16 protein-coding genes are annotated in these 17,577 nt (G+C 70.7%); all 16 read right to left on the bottom strand.

Annotated elements, in window-relative coordinates; all coding sequences use genetic code 11:
• On the bottom strand, positions 1 to 1,353 hold the full coding sequence (gene nuoH, locus AB0B86_RS03540; RefSeq protein ID WP_357404619.1) for an NADH-quinone oxidoreductase subunit NuoH: 1,353 nt from the start codon (positions 1,351 to 1,353) through the stop codon (positions 1 to 3).
• Positions 1,350 to 3,857 (bottom strand): NADH-quinone oxidoreductase subunit G, encoded by a 2,508-nt coding sequence (locus AB0B86_RS03535; protein WP_357415111.1) that lies wholly within the window; start codon positions 3,855 to 3,857, stop codon positions 1,350 to 1,352. The genes nuoH and AB0B86_RS03535 overlap by 4 nt, the downstream gene beginning before the upstream one ends.
• Complete coding sequence (gene nuoF, locus AB0B86_RS03530) at positions 3,857 to 5,173, bottom strand: NADH-quinone oxidoreductase subunit NuoF (RefSeq protein WP_357404622.1); 1,317 nt, start codon at positions 5,171 to 5,173, stop codon at positions 3,857 to 3,859. The genes AB0B86_RS03535 and nuoF overlap by 1 nt, the downstream gene beginning before the upstream one ends.
• The gene (gene nuoE, locus AB0B86_RS03525) at positions 5,170 to 6,366 is read right to left on the bottom strand and encodes an NADH-quinone oxidoreductase subunit NuoE (protein WP_357404624.1); all 1,197 of its coding nucleotides are present in this window, start codon (positions 6,364 to 6,366) and stop codon (positions 5,170 to 5,172) included. Before nuoE ends, nuoF begins: the two co-directional genes overlap by 4 nt.
• The gene (locus tag AB0B86_RS03520; protein ID WP_357404626.1) at positions 6,363 to 7,688 is read right to left on the bottom strand and encodes an NADH-quinone oxidoreductase subunit D; all 1,326 of its coding nucleotides are present in this window, start codon (positions 7,686 to 7,688) and stop codon (positions 6,363 to 6,365) included. The genes nuoE and AB0B86_RS03520 overlap by 4 nt, the downstream gene beginning before the upstream one ends.
• Positions 7,685 to 8,422, bottom strand: coding sequence for an NADH-quinone oxidoreductase subunit C (locus tag AB0B86_RS03515; protein WP_357404629.1), 738 nt, complete (start codon positions 8,420 to 8,422; stop codon positions 7,685 to 7,687). Before AB0B86_RS03515 ends, AB0B86_RS03520 begins: the two co-directional genes overlap by 4 nt.
• Positions 8,419 to 9,096: an NADH-quinone oxidoreductase subunit B family protein gene (locus AB0B86_RS03510; RefSeq protein WP_357404631.1), complete on the bottom strand. Its 678-nt coding sequence runs from the start codon at positions 9,094 to 9,096 to the stop codon at positions 8,419 to 8,421. Before AB0B86_RS03510 ends, AB0B86_RS03515 begins: the two co-directional genes overlap by 4 nt.
• 14 nt (positions 9,097 to 9,110) lie before the next feature.
• Positions 9,111 to 9,476 carry an NADH-quinone oxidoreductase subunit A gene (locus tag AB0B86_RS03505; RefSeq protein ID WP_121655464.1) on the bottom strand — a complete coding sequence of 122 codons (366 nt, stop codon included), beginning with the start codon at positions 9,474 to 9,476 and terminating at the stop codon, positions 9,111 to 9,113.
• A gap of 134 nt (positions 9,477 to 9,610) precedes the next feature.
• Positions 9,611 to 10,888 (bottom strand): geranylgeranyl reductase family protein, encoded by a 1,278-nt coding sequence (locus tag AB0B86_RS03500; protein ID WP_357404633.1) that lies wholly within the window; start codon positions 10,886 to 10,888, stop codon positions 9,611 to 9,613.
• 139 nt (positions 10,889 to 11,027) lie between these two features.
• Entirely contained in the window at positions 11,028 to 11,252 is a 225-nt protein-coding gene (locus AB0B86_RS03495) for a hypothetical protein (protein ID WP_357404635.1), read from the bottom strand.
• Between the two features lie 79 nt (positions 11,253 to 11,331).
• Entirely contained in the window at positions 11,332 to 12,042 is a 711-nt protein-coding gene (locus AB0B86_RS03490) for a demethylmenaquinone methyltransferase (RefSeq protein WP_357404637.1), read from the bottom strand.
• Between the two features lie 129 nt (positions 12,043 to 12,171).
• Positions 12,172 to 13,494 (bottom strand): cell wall anchor protein, encoded by a 1,323-nt coding sequence (locus tag AB0B86_RS03485; RefSeq protein ID WP_357415108.1) that lies wholly within the window; start codon positions 13,492 to 13,494, stop codon positions 12,172 to 12,174.
• A gap of 423 nt (positions 13,495 to 13,917) precedes the next feature.
• Positions 13,918 to 15,108 (bottom strand): cyclic dehypoxanthinyl futalosine synthase, encoded by a 1,191-nt coding sequence (gene mqnC / locus AB0B86_RS03480; RefSeq protein WP_357404641.1) that lies wholly within the window; start codon positions 15,106 to 15,108, stop codon positions 13,918 to 13,920.
• A gap of 68 nt (positions 15,109 to 15,176) precedes the next feature.
• Positions 15,177 to 16,286, bottom strand: a complete 1,110-nt coding sequence (gene paaE, locus AB0B86_RS03475) for a 1,2-phenylacetyl-CoA epoxidase subunit PaaE (protein ID WP_357415106.1) — start codon at positions 16,284 to 16,286, stop codon at positions 15,177 to 15,179.
• Positions 16,283 to 16,756, bottom strand: a complete 474-nt coding sequence (paaD, locus tag AB0B86_RS03470) for a 1,2-phenylacetyl-CoA epoxidase subunit PaaD (RefSeq protein ID WP_357415604.1) — start codon at positions 16,754 to 16,756, stop codon at positions 16,283 to 16,285. Before paaD ends, paaE begins: the two co-directional genes overlap by 4 nt.
• Before the next feature lie 41 nt (positions 16,757 to 16,797).
• Positions 16,798 to 17,523, bottom strand: a complete 726-nt coding sequence (gene paaC, locus AB0B86_RS03465) for a 1,2-phenylacetyl-CoA epoxidase subunit PaaC (RefSeq protein WP_357415104.1) — start codon at positions 17,521 to 17,523, stop codon at positions 16,798 to 16,800.
• Between the last annotated feature and the right edge of the window lie 54 nt (positions 17,524 to 17,577).

Raw genomic sequence — 17,577 nt, 5'->3', positions numbered from 1 at the left:
TCACACCTCCCTGGAGTCCGAGCCGGCAACGATGTTTGCCGGCTCCCGCTCGGCGACCACGCGCGTGATGCGCGGGCTCGGTGGTACCTGAAGATCCATCGGCGGCAGCGGGAAGCTCCCGTACGGCCGGTTGTCGACCTGCTCCTGCGTCGTCGGCTTCGGCTGCGGCTTCCGGCTGGGCCAGAAGATCGTGGCGATCAGCAGGATGCCGGCCGGAACGCCGACGGCGATCATCTTGCTGCGCGAGTCCCAGTCCTCGATGGAACGCAGGCCCGACAGGACCAGGATCCAGACCAGGTTGATCGGCAGCAGCACCTTCCAGCCGAGGCGCATGAACTGGTCGTAGCGCAGCCGGGGCAGCGTGCCGCGCAGCCACACGAAGACGAAGACCAGCGTGATCACCTTGCCGAAGAACCAGAGCATCGGCCACCAACCGGAGTTGGCGCCCTCCCAGATGGTGATCGGCCAGGGTGCCCGCCAGCCGCCGAGGAACAGCGTGGTGGTGACCGCGGACATGGTCACCATCGCGACGTACTCGCTGAGCATGAAGAGCGCGAACTTCAGCGAGCTGTATTCGGTCATGAAGCCGGCGACCAGTTCGGACTCGGCCTCGGGCAGGTCGAACGGCGCCCGGTTGGTCTCACCCACTGTGGCGATGAAGAAGATGACGAAGCTGGGCAGCAGCAGGATCGCGTACCAGCCGGGGGCCGGCAGGTCGAAGCCACCGATGCTGAGCTGCGTCCCGTGGGCCTGCTTGGCGACGATCCCGCTGGTGCTCATGGTGCCGGCGGTCATGAAGACCGCCACGATGCTCAGGCCCATGGCGACCTCGTAGGAGATCATCTGGGCGCTCGACCGCAGACCACCGAGGAGCGGGTACGTCGAACCGGAGGCCCAGCCGCCCAGCACGACGCCGTAGACGCCCATCGACGAGCAGGCCAACAGCAGCAGCACCGCCACCGGCACGTCGGTGACCTGCAACGGCGTGTGGTGGCCGAAGATGCTCACCATCGGACCGAACGGCACCACCGACAGGGCGGTGACCGCGCAGATCACCGAGATGGTCGGGGCGAAGAAGTAGACGACCTTGTCGGCCGCCTTCGGCAGGATGTCCTCCTTGAAGGCCATCTTCAGGCCGTCGGCGAGGGTCTGCAGCAGACCGAACGGGCCGACCTGGTTGGGGCCGGGCCGCACCTGCATGTAGCCGACCACGCGCCGTTCGAACCAGACACCGAGCAGGGTGGCCAGCAGACCGAAGGCGAACGCGAAGACGATCTTGCCGAGAACCAGCCACCACGGATCCCGGCCGAAATCGGCAAGCGTCGGGTCCTGAGCCAGGACGATCGGACTCACTGGTTACCCCCGGAGTTGAGGAGCGGACCCGGGAGACCGGTCTCGTCCGCCGCGACCCGCCCGGCCGGAACGACCGCGCTCGGTGCGGGGACGGAGATCCGGACAACCGCGCCGGACGTCGCCCCGAGGCTGCGTCGCACGGTCGAGCCGGGTGAATTGGTCGGCAGCCAGACAACGCCGTCCGGCATCTCGGTGAGCTCGGCCGGCAGGGTGAGTGCCCCCCGCTCGGTGCCCACGGTGACCGCGTCGCCGTCGGCGACACCGAGCGCGTCGGCGGTGCCCTTGCCCAGCCGGACCACCGGCGGACGAGCGGTGCCGGCGAGGTTCTCGTCACCCTCGGTCAGACTGCCGAGGTCGACCAGTTGGTGCCAGGTGGCCAGCACGGCCTCCCCGGCGCCCGGGTGCGGCACCCGGCCCGGTGCCACCGACGGCGCGGACGGTCGCGACGTACGCGTCGCCGGCAGCGCGCCCAGCTCACGACGCACGCTCGGCACGTCCGCGGTCCCGAGCCGCACGTCGAGCAGCGCGGCCAGCGCGTCGAGCACCCGACCGTCGGTCATCGCGGCGGTGTTCAGCACCGCCTCGAACGGGCGCAGCCGGCCCTCCCAGTCCAGGAAGCTGCCGGCCTTCTCGGCCACCGGTGCGATCGGCAGCACCACGTTCGCCCGCCGGGTCACCGCGGTGGGCCGCAGCTCCAGGCTGACCAGGAACGGCACCGCGTCCAGGGCGGCCTCGGCCAGTCGCGGATCGGCCAGGTCGTTCGGGTCGACCCCGCCGACGACGAGCGCACCGAGCTGCCCGTTGGCGGCGGCGTTGAGGATGCCGTCGGTGTCCCGACCGGCCTGGCTCGGGATCACCCCGGCCGGGATGTCCCACGCCTCACCCAGCTCGGCGCGGGCGGCCGGCTCGTTTACCAGACGTCCACCCGGGAGCAGGTTGGGCAGGCAGCCCGCGTCGACAGCGCCGCGGTCACCCGCGCGCCGCGGCACCCAGGCCAACTTCGCGCCGGTACGCCGGGCCACGTCCGCCGCGGCGGAGAGCCCGCCCGGCACCCCGGCCAGCCGCTCGCCGACGATCAGGATCGCGCCCGGCGCGCTCAGCGCCTCGGTGACCGTGGCGTGTTCGGCGAGCACGCTGGCCTCCTCGCCCGGCACGACCCGGGCCAGCTTGGCGCCGAGCTTCTCCAGGCCGCGGGTGGCGAACGGCGCCAGCGCGTACACCGTCAGGGTCTTCTTCAGGTACGCCTTGCGCAGCCGCAGGAAGAGGATCGGGCACTCCTCCTCCGGCTCCAGGCCGACGAGCACCACCGCCGGCGCGTTCTCCACGTCGGTGTAGGTGACGTCGGTGACCCCGGCGACCGAGCTGGCCAGGAAGTCGGCCTCCTCGCGGGAGACCGGCCGGGCCCGGAAGTCGATGTCGTTCGTGTTGAGCGCGACGCGGGCGAACTTCGCGTACGCGTACGCGTCCTCGACGGTCAGCCGGCCGCCGGTGAGCACCGCCGTGCCCTGCCCGCCCTCCCGGGCGGTGTGCAGGCCTTCGGCGGCCACGGTGAGTGCCTCACTCCAGGAAGCCTCGCGCAGCTCACCGGTGCGCTCGTCGCGGACCAGCGGGGTGGTCAGCCGGTCGGTGGCCCGGGTGTACTGGAAGCCCCACCGGCCCTTGTCGCAGTTCCACTCCTCGTTCACCGCCGGCTCGTCGCCGGCCAACCGGCGCAGCACCTTGCCGCGCCGCCAGTCGGTGCGCTGCCCGCAGCCGGCCGAGCAGTGCTCGCACACGCTCGGGCTGGACACCAGGTCGAACGGGCGGGCCCGGAAGCGGTACTGGGCACCGGTAAGCGCCCCCACCGGGCAGATCTGCACGGTGTTGCCGGAGAAGTAGGAGTTGAACGGCACGTCGCCGGCGTCGCCCTCTTCGCCGTACGCGTCGTCCCGATAGATGTTGATCTCTTCGGCGGACGACCGGCCCATCAGGTCGATGAACTTGTCGCCGGCGATCTCCTCGGAGAACCGGGTGCACCGTTGGCAGAGGACACAGCGTTCACGGTCCAGCAGCACCTGGCTGCTGATCGCCATCGGCTTCTCGTACTCCCGCTTGTGCTCGTGGAAGCGCGAGTCGGTGCGGCCGGTGGACATCGCCTGGTTCTGCAGCGGGCACTCACCACCCTTGTCACACATCGGGCAGTCCAGCGGGTGGTTGAGCAGGAGCAGCTCCATCACCCCCTCCTGCGCCTTCTTGGCGACCGGCGAGGTGAGCTGGGTCCGGACCACCATGCCGTCGGCGACGGTCTGGGTGCAGGAGGCGACCGGCTTGCGCTGACCCTCCACCTCGACCAGGCACTGCCGGCACGCGCCGGCCGGGGCCAGCAGCGGGTGGTCGCAGAACCGGGGGATCTCGGTACCCATCTGCTCGGCGGCCCGGATCAGCAGCGTCCCCTTGGGGGCGGTGACCTCGACTCCGTCGATGGTGAGGGTTACCGTGTCGGTCTGCTTGGCTACGTCCGTCATCAGTGAGCTCCAACCAGCTGCTTGTCGGAGAGCTTCGGCGCGGTCCGTCCCTCGATGTAGTCGAGGTAGTCCTGCTTGAAGTACTTGAGCGACGAGGTCACCGGGCTGGTCGCGCCGTCACCGAGGCCGCAGAACGAGCGGCCCAGGATGTTGTCGCAGGTGTCCAGCAGGGTTTCCAGGTCCTCGTGGGTGCCCTGACCGGCGAGGATCCGCCGGTAGACCCGGACCATCCAGTAGTTGCCCTCCCGACACGGGGTGCACTTGCCGCACGACTCGTGGTGGTAGAACTCCAGCCACCGGTACGTCGCGTAGACCGGGCAGTCCTGGTCGGAGAAGATCTGGGTGGCGGTGGTGCCGAGGATCGAGCCGGCCGCCGCCACGCCCTCGAAGTCGAGTGGCACGTCCAGGTGCTCGGCCGCGAGCAGCGGGGTCGACGACCCGCCCGGGGTCCAGAACCGCAGGTTGTGACCGGGCTGCATCCCGCCGGCCAGCTCCAGCAGCTCGCGCAGCGTGATGCCCATCGAGCACTCGTACTGGCCCGGGTTGACGATCCGGCCGGACAGGGAGTAGATCATCGGCCCGGAGGACTTCTCGGTGCCCATGGACTTCCACCAGTCGGCCCCACCGAGCACGATCGGCGGCACACTGGCGATGGTGCCGACGTTGTTGACCACCGTGGGGCTGGCGTACAGGCCGTGGGTGGCCGGGAACGGCGGGCGCAGCCGCGGCTGGCCCCGGAATCCCTCAAGCGAGTCCAGCAGCGCCGTCTCCTCGCCGCAGATGTACGCCCCGGCGCCGGAGTGCACCACCAGCTCCAGGTCGTAACCGCTGCGCAGGATGTTCCGGCCGAGGTAGCCCTTGTCGTACGCCTCCTGGACCGCGTTGCGCAGCCGACGCGCGGCGTGCACCGCCTCGCCCCGGATGTAGATGTAGGCGCGGCTGGCCCGGATCGCGTACGACGCGATGATCACGCCCTCGACCAGCGCGTGCGGGTCGTGGGTCATCAGCGGCAGGTCCTTGCAGGTGCCCGGCTCGCCCTCGTCGGCGTTGACCACCAGGTAGTGCGGCTTCCCGTCGCCCTGGGGGATGAAGCCCCACTTGAGACCGGTCGGGAAGCCCGCGCCACCCCGGCCCCGCAACCCCGAGTCCTTGATCAGCTGGATCAGGTCGTCCGGGTGGGCCTTGAGCGCCTTACGCAGGGCGGCGTAGCCGTCGAGCTGCTCGTACGTGCCGATGCGCCAGGCGTCCGGCGACAGCCAGCGCTTGGTGAGCACCGGCGTCAGCTTGGCCACGGTCTCCGGGCGGGGAGTGGTCACTTCTGGGCCCCCGTTTCGTTCGCGGCGGCGGAGTCCGCGCCACTGGCGCTCGCCGACGCTTCGTTGAGGTTGCGCTCCTGCGCGCCGGTGGAGTCACCAGCGGGTTTGCCGTCGCCGGCCGGGGCGTTGTCCGCCACGCCGGCGGCCTCCGCCTCCTGCGCGTCGCGCCCGGAGGGCCGCGGCGCGTCCGTCGGGACCTTGGTGCCGGGCGCGTCCGGCACCGCGGTGCCCGCGTCCGGTTGCCGGGTCTCGGCGGTACGCACCTGCGGCGACTTGGCGTCCGGCGCCTGCACGTCCCGGGTGGTGCTGCCGGTGGCGTCCGCCGGCTCGGCGGTCCGAGTGGCGTCCGCCGGCCCGGTGGCGTCCGCCGGTTCGGCGGCGGCTGTCGTGCCCGTCGGGGCGGATGCCCCGTCGCCGCCCTTGACCGGGGCGGCGGTGGCCTCGACGGGCGCCGGCTTCGCGGCCTCGGCCTTCGCCTTCGCCTCGGCGGCGGCCCGGTCCGCCTCCGCCTTGCTCCGGATCGGGGTGTTCGGGTCGAAGCCCGGCACCGAGACGCCGTGCTGCTGTGCCAGCCGCAGACCGCGCAGGGTGGGCTCGCCCGGCCCGCCGTCGGCGACCGCGCCGTCGCGCTCGTCGGCGAAGCCGGCGAGCTGCACCGCCATCTCCTTGAGCGTGCAGAGCCGGGCGCCTCGGGTCGGCATCGGCCGCCCGCCCGCCCGCAGCTCGTCGACGACACCGACAGCGGTGGCGGAGTCCACACCGTCGAAGAAGTCGTAGTTGACGGTCATCACCGGGCCGTAGTCGCACGCCGCCAGGCACTCGGCGTGCTCAAGCGTGATCGTGCCGTCGGCGGTGGTCTCGTCGTGCCCCACGCCCAGGTGCTCGGACAGGGTGTCGTAGACCTCCTGGCCACCGAGCACGTTGCACATGGTGTTGGTGCAGACGCTCACCAGGAAGTCACCGGTCGGCTTGCGCTTGTACATCGTGTAGAAGGTGGCCACCGCACCGACCTGGGCCTTGTTCAGCCCCAGCACCTCGGCGCAGAAGGCGACCCCGGCCGGGGAGACGTACCCCTCTTCGGCCTGCACCAGGTGCAGCAGCGGCAGCAACGCCGAGCGGGACCGGTCCGTCGGGTAGCGGGCGATGATCTCGCGCGCCCGCTCCCGGGTCTCGTCAGTGAAAACAACACTCATCGGTCACAACCACCCATCACCGGGTCCAACGAGGCACCGCCGGCGATCACGTCGGCGATCAGACCGCCCTCGGCCATCGCCGGGAGGGCCTGGAGGTTGACGAAGCTGGGCTCCCGGTAGTGCACCCGGTACGGCCGGGTGCCACCGTCGGACACCGCGTGCACACCCAGCTCGCCGCGGGGCGCCTCGATGGCGACGTACACCTGACCGGGCGGAACCCGGAAACCCTCGGTCACCAGCTTGAAGTGGTGGATCAGCGACTCCATCGACTGACCCATGATCTTCGCGACGTGCTCCAGCGAGTTGCCCATGCCGTCGACGCCGATGGCGAGCTGCGCCGGCCAGGCGATCTTGCGGTCGGCGACCATCACCGGGCCCGGACGAAGCCGGTCCAGGGCCTGCTCGACAAGCTTCATCGACTCCCGGATCTCGGCCAGCCGGACCTGGTAGCGGCCCCACACGTCGCCGTCGGGGTGGGTCGGCACGTCGAACTCGTACGTCTCGTAACCGCAGTACGGCATGGTCTTGCGCAGGTCCCAGGCGAGACCGGCGGAGCGCAGCACCGGACCGGTGATGCCGAGCGCCACGCAACCGGTCACGTCCAGCACCGCTACGTTCTTCGTCCGCTCGGTCCAGATCGGCTGGCCGGAGAGCAGGTCCTCGTACTCCTTGAGCTTCTTCGGCATCATCTTGAGGAACTCGCGGATCTTGACGATCGCCGCGTCCGGCACGTCCTGCGCCACCCCGCCCGGCCGGACGTACGCGTGGTTCATCCGCAGGCCGGTGATGGTCTCGAAGATGTCGAGGATGTATTCCCGCTCGCGGAAGCCGTACAGCATGATCGAGATCGCGCCCAGCTCCATGCCGGTGGTGGCCAGCCAGACCAGGTGCGACGAGATCCGGTTGAGCTCCATCATCAGCACGCGGATGGTGGTGGCCCGCTCGGTGATGTCGTCGGTGATGCCGAGCAGCTTCTCGACCGCGAGGGCGTACGCCGTCTCGTTGAAGATCGGGGCGAGGTAGTCCATCCGGGTCACGAAGGTCGAGCCCTGCACCCAGTTGCGGTATTCGAGGTTCTTCTCGATGCCGGTGTGCAGGTAGCCGACGACCGAGCGGGCCTCGCGGACCGTCTCGCCCTCCAGCTCCAGGATCAGCCGCAGCACCCCGTGCGTGGACGGGTGCTGCGGACCCATGTTGACGACGATCCGCTCATCGTTGATCGGGTCGGTGCCCGAGACGATGGTGTCCCAGTCTCCACCGGTGACGGTGAAGACCCGACCCTCGTCGGTCTCGCGCTCGCTCGCGTAGTTCGACGTCGTCACTGGTACGACCTCCGCTCGTTCGGCGGTTGGATCTCCGCGCCCTTGTACTCGACGGGCACGCCGCCGAGCGGGTAGTCCTTGCGCTGCGGGTGGCCCTCCCAGTCGTCCGGCATCAGGATCCGGGTCAGGTTGGGGTGGCCGTCGAAGACGATGCCGAACATGTCGTACGCCTCCCGCTCCTGCCAGTCCGCCGTCGGGTAGATGGCGGTCACGCTGGGCAGGTGCGGCGCCTCGACGGAGACCGCGGCCTCCAGCCGGACCCTCCGCCGGTAGGTCATCGAGGTGAGCAGGTAGACCACGTGCAGCCGGCGCTCGTCGGCGCCGAGGTAGTCCACGCCGGACACCGACGAGCACAGCTCGAACCGCAGCGCCAGGTCGTCCCGCAGCACCTGGCAGACCTCGGCGATCCGCTCCGGCCGGACGTGCAGGGTCAGCTCGCCCCGGTCGACGACGACCTTCTCGATCGCGTCACCGAAGGCCGGGTACGCCTCCTCCAACGCGTCGCGGACCTCGTCGAAGTAGCCACCGTACGGCCGGGACGCCTCCTCGACGGGCTGGCGCTGGCGCACCAGGCCGCCGTAGCCGGACACGTCGCCGGTGCCCTGGTTGCCGAACATGCCGCGCCCCGCCGGGCTGGCCGGCGGGTACTCGGCCGGGGCGGTGCTGCTGGCGCCGGCCGGCGTGACCGGCACCGGCACCCCGCCGTCGTTGGGCTTGTCCGTGGGAGACGTCATTTGGGACCTGCCTGCGGGTGGAGGTGGTTCTGAGCGTTCATCCAGTTCTCGATCCGCAACTGCTCCTCGCGGCCCTCGCGGACCGCCTTGGTCCACTCGGCCCGGCGGGCCTTGTCGCTGCGGTACGAGGAGGGCATGGAGCCGTAGGGCACCACCGGGACGTCGCCGCGCTCCTGGCGGGCGGCAAGCATCTTGCGGCCGTTCGGTCCGAGCGGCTCATACATGATCTTCTCGCGGAGCTTGAGGATCGCGTCGATGAGCATCTCCGGCCGGGGCGGGCAGCCGGGCAGGTACATGTCGACCGGCACGACGTGGTCGACGCCCTGCACGATCGCGTAGTTGTTGAACATGCCGCCGCTGCTGGCGCAGACGCCCATGGAGAGCACCCAGCGGGGCTCGGCCATCTGGTCGTAGATCTGGCGCAGCACCGGAGCCATCTTCTGACTCACCCGGCCGGCCACGATCATCAGGTCGGCCTGCCGGGGGGACGCCCGGAAGACCTCCATGCCCCAGCGACCCATGTCGTAGTGCGGACCACCGGCGGCCATCATCTCGATGGCGCAGCAGGCCAGGCCGAAGGTGGCGCCCCACACGGACGACTTCCGGGACCAGTTGACCAGCTTCTCCACCGAGGTGAGCAGGACGCCGGCGGGAAGCTTCTCCTCGATGCCCATCTGACGTTCCTTCCTCAGTCCCAGTCCAGGCCGCCGCGCCGCCACACGTAGGCGTACGCAACGAAGACCGCGACGATGAACAGGACCATCTCCACGAAGCCGAAGATCGGCAGGGCGTCGAACGAGACCGCCCAGGGGTAGAGGAAGATGATCTCGATGTCGAAGACGATGAAGAGCATCGCCGTCAGGTAGAACTTGATCGGGAACCGGCCGCCGCCGACCGGCTGCGGGCTGGGCTCGATGCCGCACTCGTAAGCCTCGAGTTTGGCCTTGTTGTAGCGATGGGGACCGGCAAAGCGGGCGGCGCCAACGGAAAATAGCGAGAACGCCGCGGCGAGGGCGAACAGCCCGATGATCGGTGCGTAAGGCGAGAGCGACATCGTTTTCTCCTGCTCGTCCTTCCCTGCCTCGGTGCTTGACGAAAATCACACTATTCACGTCCCTCGCCGTGGCAGTCGGCGGGGGTCGATCTTTGGCAGCGTCGGGGCCGTGACCAGCACCGATGCCGTCCTACTCAGACAGCTGGGGCGACCTTCGTCATCGCGTTGATGACCCGGTCCATCGCGTCCCCGCCACGCGGGTCGGTCAGGTTGGCCAACAGCTTGAGCACGAAACGCATAAGTGTCGGGTGCGGCATGCCGTGTTTGGTGGCGATCCGCATGATCTCCGGACGGCCGATCAGCTTCACGAAGATGCCGCCCAGCCGGTAGTAACCGCCGAGGCGGGCCTTCAGCTCGTTCGGGTACGCCAGCAGCGCCCGCTCCCGCTCCGGCCCCGCCGGTCGGGCCAGGGCCTGCACCACTACCTCCGCGGCCAGTTCGCCGGACTCCATCGCGTACGCGATGCCCTCCCCGTTGAACGGGTTGACCATGCCGCCCGAGTCGCCGACCAGCAGCACGCCGCGCGTGTAGTGCGGCACCCGGTTGAAGCCCATCGGCAGCGCGGCACCGAGGATCGGGCCGTCGGCGTTTGTCTCGTCGGTCATCCCCCAGTCTTCCGGGGTGTTGGCGAGCCAGTCGGTGAGCAGCCGGCGGTAGTTGGTCTTGCCGAACGCCGAGGACGAGTTGAGCACGCCGAGCCCGACGTTGACCCGCCCGTCACCGAGGCCGAAGATCCAGCCGTACCCGGGCAGCAGGTTGTCGCCGCTGTCCTTGCTGCGCAACTCCAGCCAGGACTCCAGGTAGTTGTCCTCGTGCTTGGCCGGCGAGCGGTAGTAGCGGCGGACGGCCACACCGATCGGCCGGTCCTCCCGCTTGGCCAGCCCGAGCGCGAGCGGGAACCGGCCGGAGACGCCGTCCGCCGCGACCACAAGCGGGGCGTGGAAGGTGGTCGGCTCCTTGCCCGGCCCGACCTCCGCCTCGACGCCGGCGACCCGGCCGTCGCCGTCGAGCACCGGGCCCAGCACGTTGACGCTGGTCCGCAGCTTGGCGCCGGCGGCCACAGCGCGCTGGGCGAGCAGGTCGTCGAAGTCCAGCCGGGTGCGCACCAGGCCGTAGTTGGGGAAGCTGGCCAGCTCCGGCCAGTCCAGTTCGAGGCGCACCCCGCCGCCGATCACCCGCAGGCCACGGTTGTGCAGCCAGCCGGCCTCGGGGGTGGTGTCCACCCCCATCCGGATGAGCTGGCGCACCGCGCGCGGGGTCAACCCGTCGCCGCAGACCTTCTCCCGGGGGAACTCGGTCTTCTCCAACAACAGCACCCGTACGCCGTGCCGGGCCAGGTGGTACGCAGTAGCTGATCCACCGGGACCGGCGCCCACGACAATGACGTCGGCGTCGTGTTCCACCGGGGTCATTCGCGCCTCCTCCCGCACGCTCGTGAAATGCTTCACAAGCCAGACGGGACGAGTGTATGACCGGCGTCATACCAGCGCAGGATCAGGGGTACCTAACTCGCCGATGTGACAGCTCTCGACCGTCCACAGCGGTCGAGTGTCAGGCCGGACTGGAGGCGTCCAGCCCCGCATCGACCCGGATGGCCTCCGGCAGGTGCTCCCGGAGCGCGCCGCCGGCGGCCCGGTCGAGCGCCGCGAGGACCTCGGCCACCACCTGCCGGACCTCCACCGGATCGGCGCCGGCCAACGCGCGCAGTTGCGCGACGAGTTCGGCCGCGTCGTCGTCGGTGGCGGCCACCGCGTCCGCCGGGTCTGCTCCGGTCATGCGGACGAGCGTACGGCGCAAAGTGGACTAAAGACCGATATTCGCGAAACCTGAAAGATGTCCGTGTCGGTCGCGCCGACTACTCGCGGATCCCCCGGTGCAACGCCACCACACCACCGGTCAGATTGCGCCACGCCACCCGGCCCCACCCGGCGGCGGCGACCCGGCCGGCCAACGCGGCCTGCGCCGGCCAGGCCCGGACCGACTCGGCGAGGTAGACGTACGCGTCGGGGTTGCTCGACACCGTTCGGGCGACCACCGGCAGCGACCGCATCAGGTACGACAGGTAGACCGTCCGGAAGACCGGGTTGACCGGGGTGCTGAACTCGCAGACCACCAACCGCCCACCCGGGCGGGTGACCCGGGCCAACTCCCGCAGGGCGGCATCGGTGTCGCTGACGTTGCGCAGCGCGAAGGAGATGGTCACCGCGTCGAAGCTGCCGTCGGCGAACGGCAGCCGGAGCGCGTCACCGGCCAGCAGCGGCACCTCGGACCGGACCCGCTTGCCGGCGTACAGCATGCCCAACGACAGGTCGAGCCCCACCGCGTACGCCCCGGACTGCGCCAACTCCCGGGTCGAGACGCCGGTGCCCGCGCCCACGTCCAACACCCGCTCGCCCGGCCGCAGCCCGAGCGCCGCCCGGGTGGCCCGCCGCCAGGATCGGTCCTGGCCGAAGGAGATGACCGTGTTGGTCAGGTCGTAGCGCTCCGCCACGCCGTCGAACATCGCGGCGACCTCGTGCGGCTGCTTGTCCAGACTGGCGCGCTGGCCCTGCGGGAAACGGCTCACCCCTTCACTCTGCCAGCCGCCCGCCAACCAACACCCGTGGGGTGGCGTGGCGACCGGCCCGGTACGCGAAGGGGCGGGGTGGTCGCCCACCCCGCCCTCGCGTTCCGACGCCGACTGCCGGCGCCACTGTCAGTCGTTCGGCGTCTCGTCGCTCGGGGCGACCACGACGACCTTGCGCCGGCGGGAGAGCACCAGCAGCGCACCGCCGGCCAGCAGGATGATGGCGCCGATGCCGCCGATCAGGCCGACCTGCACACCCGTCACCGGCAGGCCGCCACCACCGGAGCCGCCACCACCGGCAGCCGGCGAGGTGCTCGCGCCCGGCGTCGGCGTGCCACCCGGAGTGGGCGTACCGCCCGGCGTCGGGGTGGCCGTCCCGCCCGGGGTCGGCGTGGCGGTGGGCGTCGGGATCGCCGTCGGGGTGGCGGTCAGGGTCGGGGTGGCGGTCGGGGTCGGGGTCGGCTGCGCGGTCAGGTCGACGAACACGTCGAAGACCGCCTGGTTGTCGACCTCGTCGACCTCGGTGAAGGCCTTCCGCTGGGCGCTCGTCGCCGGTTCGGGCTGCTCCTCGGCCTGACCCGACGCACCGTCGAGACCCTGCGCGACAAGCTCACCGACCCGCAGCACCGGCTGGGTGACGTTCGCGCCGACCGTCACCTGGACGTCCGCCGTGTAGTACTCGCCGGGCTTGATCACCGCGCCGTCGTCCTGGCAGAGCGCCTGGGCGACCCCGCCGAAGGTCTGCGCCGTGCAGGCGTCCGGCAGCGTGGCGAAGGTGACGCCGGCCGGGAGCGTGAGCACGTAGGACAGGCCGGTGGCCTGGCGGCTGCCGTGGTTGTAGACCGCCCAGTCCAGCGGCACCGTCTCGCCGCGCTTGACCGGCCGGAGGTCGGGGTCATCGTCCTTGACGCCGTTCACCACGACGTTCGCGTAGACGTCCTGCACCCAGCTGGTCAGGTCGTAGCCCGGCTTGCCGACGGTGATGTCGTGCTCGACCTTGTTGTCCTTGCGGTTGGGATCGGCGGTGGCCGACTTGATGGTGACCACCAGGGTGCCGGCCTCGCCGCGCGCACCGGTGGAGAAGAGCGGAATGCCGAAGTCCTCGCTGGTGCCGGCCGGCACGTCGGCGAGCGGGCAGGTGAACGTCTTGCCCTTGACCTGGCAGCCGTCGGGCACGACGACCCCGATCACGCTGTTCAACAGGTTGCTGGTGTCCACGGTGTAGCTGACGCCCTGGGCGGCGACAGTGCTCCGGGTGTTGTCGACAAGGAACTTGAACGGCTTGGCCTTGGCCGCCTTGACGCCCTTGGCCAGCTCGGAGCTGAGCGGCACCAGTGCCAGGTCGGCCTGGTCGGCGGCCTGCGCCGGGGCGGCCACGGTGGCCAGGCCACCGGCCGCGAGCACTGCCACAACGCCGGCGCGGGCCAGGGCCGAGCGGTGGAACGCTGTCATCGGTCCCCCGGGGGTAGGGAAAGAAAGATTGGTCGCGGAACGAGCGGACGCTATCGGAGCTCGATCACACACGCCAGCGTGCGCGGTCCTTTTCAACCGTCCGGCCCGGGGTCCGCAGACGGTACGGGCGGGATGGTCACCCATCCCGCCCGTACCGCCGTGCGTTATATGAACGACCCGCAACGGGCCGATGGAGGACAGCCCACGAACGACCATCAGACCACCCGCCACCAGCACGATCGTGGTGGTTCCCCGATCGGCGGTGGTGACGGATACGAGCCGGGACGCTAGCCGCCGACGTCCACCTTCACCACCCCGCAGCGGACAGCCTGACGCTGCGGTGGCCGGGACCACCCGTACCGCCGGGGTGGGCCGGCGGGAGCATGAGCCTCGATCAGCCGAACGGCCGGGTGTCGAAGCGGGTCAGTTGGCGTCGACGAGTGGCAGGGATCGGCCCGCGCCACCGCCGGGGAGCGCGATCGAGGAGAAGTGCGAGACGACCCGCTCGTCGGTCGGGTCGTCGGCCGGGGTGTGGTGCACGGCGAGCCGGTGGTAGAGGGTGTCGCGCTGCGCGGGGATCCGGTCCGCGGAACGGATCATGCCGATCAGCTCGTGCAGGTTGGAGCGGTGCCGCGCACCGGCGGAGGAGATGACGTTCTCCTCCAGCATGATCGAGCCGAGGTCGTCCACGCCCATGTGCAGCGCGAGCTGCCCGACGTCCTTGCCGGTGGTCAGCCAGGACGCCTGCAGGTGCGGCACGGTCTCGAAGAAGAGCCGGGCCACCGCGACGAGGCGCAGGTATTCCAGCGTGGTCGCCTGGGTGCGGCCCTTGAGGTGGTTGTTCTCCGGCTGGTACGTCCACGGGATGAAGGACCGGAAACCGCGGGTGCGGTCCTGCACGTCCCGGATCATCCGCAGGTGCTCGATCCGCTCGGCGTGCGTCTCGCCGGTGCCCATCATCATGGTGGCGGTCGACTCGATGCCCTGCCGGTGCGCCAGCTCCATGACCTCCAACCAGCGCTCGCCCGACTCCTTCAGCGGCGCGATGGCCTTGCGGGGCCGCTCGGGCAGCATCTCCGCGCCGGCGCCGGCGATCGAGTCCAGACCGGCGGTCTTGATCCGGGCGATGGCCTCGTCCAGGCTCACCCCGGAGACCTTCGCCATGTGCAGGATCTCGCTCGGGCCGATCGAGTGGATGACCAGTTGCGGGTACGCCTGCTTGACCGAGGAGAACAGCTCCTCGTAGTACTCCACGCCGTAGTCCGGATGGTGCCCGCCCTGGAGCATCACCTGGGTGGCGCCCAGCTCGACCGCCTCGCCACAGCGGCGCAGGATCTCCTCGGTCGGGTGGGTCCACCCTTCCGAGTGCTTGGGGGCGCGGTAGAACGCGCAGAACTTGCACGCCGTCACGCAGACGTTCGTGTAGTTGATATTGCGATCGATCAGGTACGTGACGACGTTGTCCGGGTAGCGCCGCCGACGCACCGCGTCCGCCGCCTCGCCCAACGCGTGGAAGGGCGCCTCGGTGTAGAGCAGCAGGGCCTCCTCGGGCGTGATCCGCCCGCCGTCCGCGCCACGCTGCAGGATGTCATCGATCTCCCGGCTCACCGTCACACCCCGAGCCTACGCCGGCCGGACGCCTGTGCCCTGAGGGGTGCTCAGGGCTGTGATCCGGCACCGGTTCAGGCGTCGTAGTCGACAGTGAGCTTGTCGGTGGTCGGGCTGGACTGACAGGTGAGCACGTAACCGGCGGCCAACTCGTCCGGCTCCAGGGCGTAGTTGCGGGCCATTGTCACCGACCCGTCGACGACCTTCGCCTTGCAGGTCGAGCAGACCCCGCCCTTGCAGGCGTACGGCAACTCGCCGCGCACCTTCAGCGCGGCGTCCAGCACCCGCTCCTCGCGGCCCATCGTGAAGCTCGACGACCGACCGTCGAGCACGATGGTGACCTCCGCCCCGGCGCCCGCCTGGTCCACCGGACGGCGCACCGGCTCCGGCGGGGCGTCGACGTGGAACAGCTCGGTGTGCACCGCCGACTCGGGCAGGCCGCGTGCGGTCAACACGTCCCGGACGTCGAGCACCATGGCGTACGGGCCGCAGAGGAACCACTCCTCGATCACGTCCCCCGGCACGATGGTGCCCAACAACCGGCCCAGCCGCTCGGCGTCGATCCGCCCGGAGAGCAGCGCCGACTCGCCCTGCTCCCGGGAGAGCACGTGCACCAGGTGCAGCCGGGTGGGATAGCGGTCCTTCAGATCGGCGAGCTCCTCGGCGAACATCACGCTGTTCGCCGTGCGGTTGCCGTACACCAGGGTGAAGGTGCTGGCCGGCTCGACGGCTAGCGCGGTCGCGACAAGCGCGAGCACCGGGGTGATCCCGGAGCCGGCGACGACAGCGCCGTAGTGCCGCACCCGGTCCGGCGTGAACGCCGTGGTGAAGGTGCCCAACGGCGGCAGCACCTCGACCGTGTCGCCACCACGCAACGCCCCGCACGCGAACGCCGAGAATGCCCCGCCAGGGATCTCCCGCACCCCGATCCGCAACCGGCCGTGCCGGGCCAGGTCGTCGGGGGTCGAGCAGATCGAGTACGACCGGCGCACGTCGGCGCCGTCCTCGGCCACCCGCCGCACGGTGAGGTGCTGGCCCGCGCGGAACGCGAAGATCTCCCGCAACTCCTCGGGTACGGCGAAGGTCACCGCGACAGCGTCGTCGGTGAGCCGGTCGACGGCGGCGACCGGCAGCGGATGGAAGACCGGCCGGCGGCGGACCGGGCGGGTGATGGTGACAGTCACAGCGCCTTCAGGTGGTCGAAGGGTTCGGAGCAGGAACGGCACCGCCACAGCGCCTTGCAGGCGGTGGAGCCGAACCGGCTGACCTGCTCGGTCTCCGGTGAGCCGCACTGCGGGCAACGGACCGCGAGGGTCAACGGGACGACGCCGGCGGCGGGCACCGGGGCCGGCGGGGCGATCCCGGCCGCGGCGAGCTTGGCCCGCCCACCGGCGGAGATCCAGTCGGTGCTCCACGGTGGGCTGTAGACGGTGCGGACCTCAGCGTCGGGGTGGCCGGCGGTCGCCAGCGCACGGCGGATGTCGGTGCGGATCACGTCCATCGCCGGGCAACCGGTGTAGGTGGGGGTGATGGTGACGGTGACCCGACCGCTCGTCGGGTCCTCCTCGACCGCCCGCAGGATGCCCAGCTCGTCGATGGTGACGACGCGGATCTCCGGGTCCACGACGCTGGCGGCGGCGTCCCACGCGCTCACCGGGCCGCCGTCGGCGAGCACCGGGCTCGCGGTCCGCGCGCTCACCAGGTCGCTCCGGGGTGGGCGCGGTGCAGCACCTGCATCTCGGCCAGCAGGTAGGCCAGGTGCTCGGTGTGCACACCGTCCCGGCCACCGGCCGGTGCCCAGCCGCCCTCCGGTCGGGTGAGCATCGCCTCGGCCAGCACCGCGCCGACGGTCTCGTCGAACGCCGACCGCAGGGTGGCCGGGTCGACCGGCGCCGCCGGGTTCGCGGCGAACAGTTCGTGGGTGTACGGCCACACCTGGTCGACGGCCGCCTGCATGCGACGGTGCGACTCGTCGGTGCCGTCGCCGAGCCGCTTCACCCACAGCGCGCCATGGTCCAGGTGGTACGCCGACTCCTTGCGCGCCTTCGCACCGATCGCGGCCAGCCGCTGGTCGGCGCAGTCGGCCAGCGCCGTGTACAACGGCAGCTGGTAGGCCGCCAGGAGGAACAGCTTCGCCATGGTCACCGCGAAGTCGCCGTTCGGCAGCTCGACCAGGAGCGCGTTGCGGAACTCGCGGTCGTCGCGCAGGAACGCCAACGCGTCCTCGTCCCGGCCGGCGCCCTCCAGCTCACCCGCGTAGGACAGCAGCAGCCGGGCCGCGCCGAGCTGGTCGAGGGCGATGTTGGCAAGCGCGATGTCCTCTTCCATCTCCGGCGCGCGGGTCGTCCACTCGGCCAGTCGTTGCGCAGCGATCAGCGCGTCATCGGCGAGGGCGAGGGTGAAGTCGTACGGCCCGTTCACGCTGCCACCTCGCTGTGCCGGCTGGTTCGCTCGCTCCGCTCGCTTCCCGCAACC

The sequence above is a fragment of the Micromonospora sp. NPDC049047 genome, assembly GCF_040649135.1.
Classification (GTDB): Bacteria; Actinomycetota; Actinomycetes; order Mycobacteriales; family Micromonosporaceae; genus Micromonospora.
Note: the sequence above shows the minus strand (reverse complement) of the source record. Positions and strands in the feature narration are given on the sequence as shown.

What these genes read in the sequence shown, in the direction of transcription:
- AB0B86_RS03485 (WP_357415108.1), bottom strand. Translation starts at nt 13,494, where the DNA reads ATGACAGCGTTCCACCGCTCGGCCCTGGCCCGCGCCGGCGTTGTGGCA.
- AB0B86_RS03515 (WP_357404629.1), bottom strand. Translation starts at nt 8,422, where the DNA reads ATGACGTCTCCCACGGACAAGCCCAACGACGGCGGGGTGCCGGTGCCG.
- AB0B86_RS03535 (WP_357415111.1), bottom strand. Translation starts at nt 3,857, where the DNA reads ATGACGGACGTAGCCAAGCAGACCGACACGGTAACCCTCACCATCGAC.
- AB0B86_RS03505 (WP_121655464.1), bottom strand. Translation starts at nt 9,476, where the DNA reads ATGTCGCTCTCGCCTTACGCACCGATCATCGGGCTGTTCGCCCTCGCC.
- AB0B86_RS03510 (WP_357404631.1), bottom strand. Translation starts at nt 9,096, where the DNA reads ATGGGCATCGAGGAGAAGCTTCCCGCCGGCGTCCTGCTCACCTCGGTG.
- AB0B86_RS03500 (WP_357404633.1), bottom strand. Translation starts at nt 10,888, where the DNA reads ATGACCCCGGTGGAACACGACGCCGACGTCATTGTCGTGGGCGCCGGT.
- nuoE (WP_357404624.1), bottom strand. Translation starts at nt 6,366, where the DNA reads ATGAGTGTTGTTTTCACTGACGAGACCCGGGAGCGGGCGCGCGAGATC.
- AB0B86_RS03495 (WP_357404635.1), bottom strand. Translation starts at nt 11,252, where the DNA reads ATGACCGGAGCAGACCCGGCGGACGCGGTGGCCGCCACCGACGACGAC.